The following is an 8,777-nucleotide window of genomic DNA, read 5'->3' as shown; positions in this document are numbered from 1 at the left end:
TTGCTCAATTTTGACAAACCAAGGCATTTTTATTTGGGATTTTAGATTTTATATTTTAGATTGGGAATGGGCGATCGCCAATGGGATCTAGGGCAAATGCTCTATATTCCATTTTGCACTATCCTTTCTTAACTGCGATGTTATCCGATGAACCAGTCAAAACAGCGATTTTTTATTGCCCTAGTGCCGCCTCCCGATATTGAACAGCACATTACTGAGATTCAACAATATTTTGCGGAACATTACAACAGCCTCGGTGCTTTGAATTCGCCGCCGCACATCACGCTGCAACCTCCTTTTCACTCGTTAGCGGAGGATGTTTCCAAATTAGAGGAAAGTTTGAACCAGTTTTCTGTAAACCGGCGGCCCATTCCCGTTACTCTATCCGGTTTTGCTGCTTTCGCGCCCCGCGTCATTTACGCTGATGTTGTCAAATCACCCGAATTGCTGGAGATTCACAAAGATTTGATGAGGTATATCGAGGCAACTTTGGGAATAGTCGATCGAGTTTCTCAGACTCGCCCATTTGTACCGCACATGACTGTAGCCTTTCGTGATTTAACTAAGGAGAATTTTCAAACGGCTTGGTTGGAATTCTCCGGGCGATCGCTCCACTTTGAGTTTACCACTTCGGCATTAACTTTACTCCTTCACGACGGCAGCCGTTGGAACATCAGCAACCAATTCCCGCTTTCCGTCTAAACTCTCTCCCTTCTCTTTTTTAGTGTCCTTAGCGTCTTCGCGGTTCGTTTTCCCAAAAAAATCTTATTAGCAAAGCCTGATAAATATCATTTCCTCACTACAAACCTGTTGAAAATTAAAGTCACCCACAACTTATCGATCGCTCTTATTCGGAGTTGCAAGTGCCACAGTTCCATAAACCGAAATTCCTGACTGTTCCAATATTTTAATTGCCGACTTAACCGTAGTACCGCTAGTGTAAATATCATCAACTAACAGCACTCGATCGCGCGGGAGGCGACGACGAAAATCTTTCCCCAAACTTAAAGCATTTTTCATTTCCGCTTGCCGCTGCTGTGGCGTCAGAGCGAATAAAGCCTGAGTATTTTTCACCCGATCCAAACCGTGTCGCTGCAAAGGCAAACCAGTCAGCTCGCAAAAACTTTCAGCCAAAAGTTCGGCCTGGTTAAAACCGCGCTCCTTGAGCTTTTCTTGATGCAGGGGAATCGGTACAACTGTTAAATTGTCTATAGCTAATTCCGGAAAACTCAGCCAAGCTTCTGCCAGCCAGCCGCCTAGAGGTTTGGCTAATTGCGGATTGCCGTCATATTTCAAAGCTGCGATCGCCCTTTTGAGAGCCCCGCCGTACTCACCCCATACAAAAACACGCTGCTCTGAATGCCAAAATCGACGGGGATCGCTTAACTGACATCGCTGAAGTTGCTTGTGACAGTACGGACAAAACTCTCCGGCGGCCGGTCGCTGACAAAGAGGACAGTTAGACTTAAGAAATAGATTGAGAAAAGATTTGACTAATCCCGTCCATTGTCGCTTGTTCATCCTAAAATTGTCGTAAGTGATTAATGGGAAAAACTTTCAACTTCAATCAGTTTCCACCGACAGGCTCGCAGCGTGAAAAACCTCTACTGGTTAGACAAAATTCAACCTTCAGACCGAGATGCAGTGGGAGAAAAAGCATTTTACTTGAGCTGTTTGCTCCAGAAAAATCATCCTGTTGTACCGGGTTTTGTCGTGCCGGCTACCACATTCTGGCAGTTTTTAGAGTCGATCGACTGGCTAGAACCGCTGTTTGCTGACTGGCCACACTCTTCCCTGCACTTGAATGTAGATGAACCCAGACAACTGCAATCGATCGCCCGCAGCATCCGCAACCAAATCCTCGCCGGCAAACTGCCAGATTCACTGCTCTCCACCCTAGAGTCTGCTGTTTCTCAACTCAACTCACAGTCAAACTTAAACTCTACAGCCTTAATTTTTCGCCCTTCCCTGACTTCCTGGAACCCGAAAACAGTCGGCATTCTGGAATCTCAGGCAGTACGGGCAGAACCCGAAGCCATTGGGGCCGGACTCAAACGAGCTTGGGCAGAAATGTTCAGAGCCCGAAGTCTATTTTACTGGCAGCGGTGCGGCCTGCGGGTACAGCAAATCAATCCCGCAGTTTTGGTGCAGCCACTTCAAGAAGCGATCACCGCGGGCGAGGTGAAAACAAAGGCGGGCGCACAGTGGGAAATCCAAGCCACCAGCGGTTTGGGATTGTCCCTCGCTAGGGGAGAAACCATCCCCGATTACTATCAAGTGCAGCCGGAAACAAGCGCGATTAAATTCCAGCGGATCGGTTACAAAACATTAGCCTACAATCTCAAAGTCGGCGATGGAAAACAGAAAAAAAAACTGCATATCGGCAAGTTTTCTGCTTTCCCAATTCCCGATTCTCCATTTCTAATTCCTGATTTTGGTGACTGTTGCGTGCAAGTTTTAGCCCTGGGAGAGGAAGCACAAACAGAATACGTTTTAGAGGAAGCGCAACTGCGAGAAATAATGGAATTGAGTAAAAAAGCGCAGGCAGAATTTGACTCGGATTTAATTTTGGAGTGGACGCTAAACCAGACAGCAAACAGCAGCGAACCGCAGTTTTATTTCACTCAAGTTCGTCTTGTGAAAGGGGAAAAAGTCGCGCCGGTAGAGGGAAATTCGATCGCCCCAGAGCACCCAAACTCGATCGCCCCAGCCCGAACTCCTGCGATACTCAGAGGTGTGGCAGCAGCATCAGGAAAAGCCGAAGCAATTGCCCAAGTTATGACTAATTCCCACCCTGAAAACGCGGAATTCTTAGCCGGAGGCATTTTGGTAGCCCGGGCAATCGATCCGAATTGGCTGCCTTGGCTGAAAGTTGCTGCTGGGGTGGTTGCCGAACAAGGAGGCATGACAGGCCACGGCGCCATTTTAGCGAGAGAATTGGGGATTCCCGCCGTTGTGGGAGTGGTCGGGGCCACGCGAGCGATCGCCTCGGGCGATTCCGTGTTGGTAGACGGCGATAGCGGAGAAGTTTTTGCCCTCGCCCAACACGATGCGATCGAGATAGCAGACAGCCGCCGACTTCTGGACAGAGCAACAAATGCAGATACATACAGTACAGCAGCCAAAATGTCAATAGCCAACCACCAATCTTCAACCTCAGATCGATCGTCCAATTCCGGGCATAAATCTCGACAATCTGAGTCTGCCGAATATGTTTGGGGCCCACCAACGGCGACTCAACTGCTAGTTAATGTCAGCCAAACAAGTTCGATCGACCGCCTCAAAAATCTGCCAATAGACGGCATCGGATTGCTGCGATCGGAATTAATGGCATTGGAAGCTTTGGACTGTCAAAACCCGAAACTTTGGTTGCAAAACGGGCGCAAATCGGAATTTGTCGATCGCATGGCGGATTGCCTCAGTTTATTTGCTGCTGCCGTTTCGCCGCGGCCGATATTTTATCGCTCTCTCGATTTGCGCGAGTCAGGCGCCCACGGCAGTTTCAGTTATACCTTTGAACCCGAGTTATTTGATTGGGAACTGTGCGTACTTCAAAAACTCTGCGAGTCTGGCTATACGAATGTTAATTTAATTTTGCCTTTCGTGCGCTCGGTTGAGGAGTTTATCTACTGCCGCCAGCGCTTAGAAACTATTTGGAAAAACCGCTCAGCCGAATTTCAACTGTGGATTATGGCGGAAGTTCCTTCAGTGTTATTTCTATTGCCAGATTACGTAAAAGCAGGAGTTCAAGGAATTTCCATCGGCACCAACGATTTAACCCAATTGCTGTTAGGAATTCACCGCAACTCCGAACAGGTAGCAGGTGCTTTCAACGGGCGCGATCGAGCAGTGATGAGGGCGATCGAACAATTAATCAAACAGGCCCGGGCCGCCGGTATTCCTTGCTCGATCTGCGGCGACACTCCAGCTTTGTATCCCGATACAGTTGAATCCTTCGTGCGGTGGGGGATTTCGTCTATTTCGGTCAATGCCGAGGCTGTAGAACAAACTTGCAGGGCGATCGTCCGCGCCGAACAGCGCCTGCTGCTAGAAGCCGCTCGATCGATCATGAACAATTAACCAATGCCGGACGCACTTTGCCTGAGAAATCCGGTTTCTAATCTCAATCATACCTTTGGCAAGCAGCCACCCCCTCAGAAATCCGGTTTCTAGACAACCCGTGTCTCCAAGACTATTCACAACTACAGAAACCCAGTTTCTAATTATATAACAACCGCCCAGACGGTGAGGACATTTTTAATTGGTCAAACCCTTGCTTTTATTGCTTCTTCCTTCTTCCTTCTTCGTTCTTCGTTCTTGCGCTATCAAAAGGTTTGATTTTAAAGCTAGGATAGAAATATCATCAACTCTTGAGCCGGAGGTACCAACAGTGAAATCAAAAATTATTGCAACCGCAGCAATACTTGCCGCCCTGGGCTTTCTGCATCCCCATCCAGCATTATCTCAACCTGCAACTGACGGTGGCACCAAACCCGGATTCTGGCAACCTCAAGCGCAGGTTGACAATACTCGCAACATTACCCTCAGACTGTTAAATGAAACGGGATTAAACTTAGAATACGGTCCATCAGGTGCCAGCTTGTCATCCTTGCCCGTCGGAGCCAGCAAAAACATCATTGTTCGCATCAGCAATCGCACCGGTGACATTGCCAATATTCCGATTAATGCCACAGGAGGAACCGCAACTTTGAAATACGACTATAACGTTGACTCGCAGACAAACATTGTGACGATTCGCATCACCAGATCAGACCCCCGCACTAGGCAAGACCGATCAGTTTATATTGATGAAAAAGGGCGAGTTTACTCTTTCTAAGACTAACGCTCATCAACCCGGTTTCTCCTGATAAATTTTGCTTTTAGCAGCGAGGTATCGCGGAAGAAATCGGGTTTCTAGATTAGCGTGCATAAATTCATTCTTTCTCAAACAGTTATGAATCAAGTGCAGCCCACAAAAAATCGATGTTTTTGTGCAGCGGATTTGACATTTCATCCCCAAAATCAACTGCTGCTTGCAATTGAGCCTTAGTGGCGCACTGGTGCATCAGGTGGGTTTCGAGAGGATGTCAACCGCCGCATCGCAGACTAATATCCGTCGTTTCTCTTGATACCTGCGCCTCGATTTCCCTCTTCTTTCGGTTTAGCTTTGTTCACTCGCAAGGGGCGCCCCATCCACTCTGCACCGTCTAATTCGGCAATTGCAGCGTCTTCTTGAGCATCCTCCATCATCTCAACAAATGCAAAACCGCGCATCCGACCGGTTTCCCTGTCGGTAGGCAAGACAACTCGCTTGACTGTGCCGTATTCTGCAAATACTGCTTTCAGGTCTTCTTCGGTGGCGCGGTAAGACAGATTTCCAATGTAGATAGTCATGTCGATCGAACTGAACTTGTTGTGCTATACATAATAACCTTTTAATTTAACTGTCAAGTGCTATCTAGCATACAACTGGGCAATCGACTCTGACTCAAAGGGTTTGCCACACTGAGCAACCCTTTGTATTGGCTTGGCTGCAATAGTTAGCTTAATCAAAACTCATATCCTCACTCATCCGCAGGGCGAATCAGGATATGAGTTTTGGGGCGGCGAGGAATCGCGCCCCTGAACAATACTTGATTTTAATCAGAGCACTGATGGGTGGACGACGAATCACCAAGCATCTTTGGAAACACAGCGACTAACAAGGTATAATATATTAAGTTGCTCTGGGCAACGCTCGTTGATATAGCAGTTCTCAACTTTCGTGAGGTACTTCCCAGTTAATTACCAATTCCCCCTTTCTTCAATTCTTTAATCTAAATTTGTACTTGATTCACTTGAGAATTGCTATACACATCTACATAACCCTTTTAGAAAAGATACTTCAAACCTCCCCAGCCCTTTCATATAAGGGGATATCTTACCTTCAATACTTTGGCAAAATTGGGAATTGGAAATTGGAAATTGGGAATAGGAAAAATTTTGTCCCCATCTCCTTAATCGCTAGTTTAGGATATTACTTTTCTCAATTAAACTAAGGATGTAAGATTTAAAGCAGCTTTGTTAAGTGTTTGAGTGCCAATTCGACTTTGGGTAATACCGCTAGCTGTTTCCGTTGCTCCTTTATTCAGAACATTCATCGCATCTACCACTTGCTCAATAGCGATCGCCTGCTGTTTGGTATTCAGATAAATTTGCTGACTGCTCACAACTACACTGTTAATAGCATTAGCAACATTGTTAAAATTATACGCCGTACCTTCAGTCAATTTTAGGCTATTATCTAAAGTTTTCTTGCCCTCATCTGTTACCATCACTGTTTTATTAATGGAATTCTTAATACCGTTGATCAAATCATTAATCTGATCCGACGATTTTTTGCTTTGATCGGCCAGTCTGCGAATTTCCGTCGCCACCACCCCAAACCCCTTTCCTTGTTCTCCGCTGCGTACTGCTTCCACTGTAGCGTTAATTGCCAGCATATTAGTTTGATTAGCCAAATCGCTTACTAAATTGGTAATATTAGCAATCTGATTGGTTTGCTGGCTCAAATGTAAAACTTGATCGGCGATCGCTCCGACTTTTTCAGTCAAACTCAACATTCCCTGCTGGGTTTTATGCACTACTTTACTGCCTTCTGCTGCCAAGTTTAAGACATTACTGGCATTCTCAAGAGCTGACTCGGCTTGCATAGCTGATTGCCTCGATGATGCGCCCAGTTCATCCATGGTGGTAGTTGTTTGATTAACAGAAGCAGCTTGTTGTACAGCAATACGTTCCTGTTGCTCAATTGTCGCAGCTATCTCGGTAGAAGAACTGACAATCATATTAATAATACCTTTCAGTGCCTTATCTAAAGGTTTGGCGATCGCTATGCTTAAAGTTATGCCTAAAATAATAGCTATTAGCGGTCCAAATGTCATACCTAACAATACAGCTACTTTAGTATTGTTGCTATCATTGTATGCGGTTGTATAAGCATCATCGGCTTGCTTTCTGTTGGCTTCAACCACTGCTAAAGTGGCATTTTCTGAATTAATAAATTTAAAGCGAATTAATTTAGATTGCTGCCTAAGTTTATTCAAAATGTTACTAGCTGTCTTGGCTGTTGCCATTTCTGGCGACTTACTTTTACCCTGATTAATTAGGTTTAGCTGCAAAGCCAAAGGATTCAAAATTCCCACTTTTTCAAATTCTTGATTAATTCGCAGGAATTCTTGATCTTCCTGCTCCCACTCCTCCCAATACTTAAGCATTTGTTGATAGAGTGCGTCTTCCTCTGAGCTACGTGGAGTGGCTTCGTATGCTTTAAACCCATCTTTAATTTGCTGCCAAGCCTTGTCCATTCTGTTTAAGGCATCTTGCCTTTCTTCTTGACTGAGTGCCGGATTAATTAGCGCTCTCTCTGATGACTCAATTTGGGTTTGTCCCTCGTTTATTTTCAATAAAGCTTCAATACTCGGTAAGTTATTGTTACCGAGAGTCTCTATGTGGTGACTGAGATTAGATGTTGAACTCCATCCTACCCAGGCAACGAAAAATACTAACAGTCCCATCATCAGAAATGCACTCACAAGTCTGGTTTGTAAATTCATTTGTCTCAACATACTATTTCTGCTTCCTTCTACTACAGTTATCCTCGCTGAACTCATGAACAGAGCTTGTATATTATAGCTTGTCTCAGGTAGAGCCAGCACCGATTAGGATTTTTATTTTGATATTTTACCTTATAAAATTAGTAATTAATTGATAAGTAACTCCTGAGCCTGAAAGTCGCTATCGATTTTGGGTGACGACGCAGTTACGCTAGCTTTTTGGTCGTCATGGTACGGTGCTGAATTCATTTTTATAAACCCCTTTAGTCTAAAGATTAAAACCTGGCGTTACACAAACCAAGCCTGCCGACGCTAACTCTAAAAAATGGTAGAATTATAATTAAGTTTTGAGTACACAGATATAGGCTTGGTAACACAGATGAGGTATCATAGTGCTGACGTATTCATAACGGTAAAATATAAGATAAATGAACTCTAATGCGCTCAAAAGTCGCAGCATCACCATAAGTGGATGGGAAGTCCTCTCCACTCACAGCAGGTTTATTTGCCCATCGAAAACATCATACATTACTAGCAATGAAAGCTTAGTATTTTGATTTTAGATAAAAAAATATCGATGTTTATCATTACGCAAGCAATATCACAAAAATTCATAGCTAACTGTTTTGGGGAGTTCTCATTTTTCTCCAAACAAAGATTACTTAGACAGCGTTATAAACCAAATAAACCAAAAATATTGCTCAGCCATATAATTTATGCAATTATGTAAAATTAAGGCATAACAACTGATAATTTTAGCGCAACTTGTTGAAAATAAAAATAATTAAAATCTTGAATAACTTCCCTTTAAATCTATCAATAAAAGGTTTAATGACGATACCTAAAACGAAAAAATGTGTAAAGTGTTTACACAAAAATTATAATACATAAGTGTCAACATTTTTTAGATAAGTTAAGTTAACTTAAGAAGGACCATGATACAATTACATTTGAGAATTTTACGATCTGGTCACATACATAAATTATAAAAAATGCTTTGGTAGTGATGGAGAAGGATCATACAAATAGGCAAAATAAGTAAATAAAGTAGTCAAGAAAAATGGCTAAAGTAATAATATACTTTTCGCCCCCTTCGCCCGATTTATCACAAACCTGAGAAGTTATGGTTAAAACTTAAATATATTTTCAGTTTTATCAAAACAACACATTATCAATAATTAG

General features: G+C 43.8%; 6 protein-coding genes. 3 read left to right on the top strand and 3 right to left on the bottom strand.

The genetic code is table 11. From position 1 onward, the window contains the following. Positions 1–147 precede the first annotated feature (147 nt). Positions 148–702: a 2'-5' RNA ligase family protein gene (locus QUA38_RS07055; RefSeq protein ID WP_333160390.1), complete on the top strand. Its 555-nt coding sequence runs from the start codon at positions 148–150 to the stop codon at positions 700–702. 132 nt (positions 703–834) lie between these two features. Here QUA38_RS07055 and QUA38_RS07050 read toward each other — a convergent pair whose 3' ends face one another. Continuing rightward, a complete protein-coding gene (locus QUA38_RS07050) occupies positions 835–1,521 on the bottom strand; it encodes a ComF family protein (RefSeq protein WP_333160388.1) in 687 nt (228 codons plus the stop codon). A gap of 72 nt (positions 1,522–1,593) precedes the next feature. Here QUA38_RS07050 and QUA38_RS07045 point away from each other — a divergent pair, with 72 nt between their 5' ends. Then, complete coding sequence (locus tag QUA38_RS07045; protein WP_333160386.1) at positions 1,594–4,080, top strand: putative PEP-binding protein; 2,487 nt, start codon at positions 1,594–1,596, stop codon at positions 4,078–4,080. A 310-nt stretch (positions 4,081–4,390) separates the two neighbouring features. Further along, positions 4,391–4,837: a hypothetical protein gene (locus QUA38_RS07040; protein WP_333160384.1), complete on the top strand. Its 447-nt coding sequence runs from the start codon at positions 4,391–4,393 to the stop codon at positions 4,835–4,837. 269 nt (positions 4,838–5,106) lie between these two features. Here the strand turns inward: QUA38_RS07040 and QUA38_RS07035 are convergent, their stop codons facing one another. Beyond that, positions 5,107–5,394 carry an RNA recognition motif domain-containing protein gene (locus QUA38_RS07035; protein ID WP_015179076.1) on the bottom strand — a complete coding sequence of 96 codons (288 nt, stop codon included), beginning with the start codon at positions 5,392–5,394 and terminating at the stop codon, positions 5,107–5,109. A 635-nt stretch (positions 5,395–6,029) separates the two neighbouring features. After that, complete coding sequence (locus QUA38_RS07030; RefSeq protein WP_333160382.1) at positions 6,030–7,607, bottom strand: methyl-accepting chemotaxis protein; 1,578 nt, start codon at positions 7,605–7,607, stop codon at positions 6,030–6,032. Between the last annotated feature and the right edge of the window lie 1,170 nt (positions 7,608–8,777).

It is taken from the genome of Microcoleus sp. Pol12B4 (assembly GCF_036701385.1).
Lineage (GTDB): Bacteria > Cyanobacteriota > Cyanobacteriia > Cyanobacteriales > Microcoleaceae > Microcoleus.
This window is presented reverse-complemented; position numbering and strand designations above follow the sequence as displayed.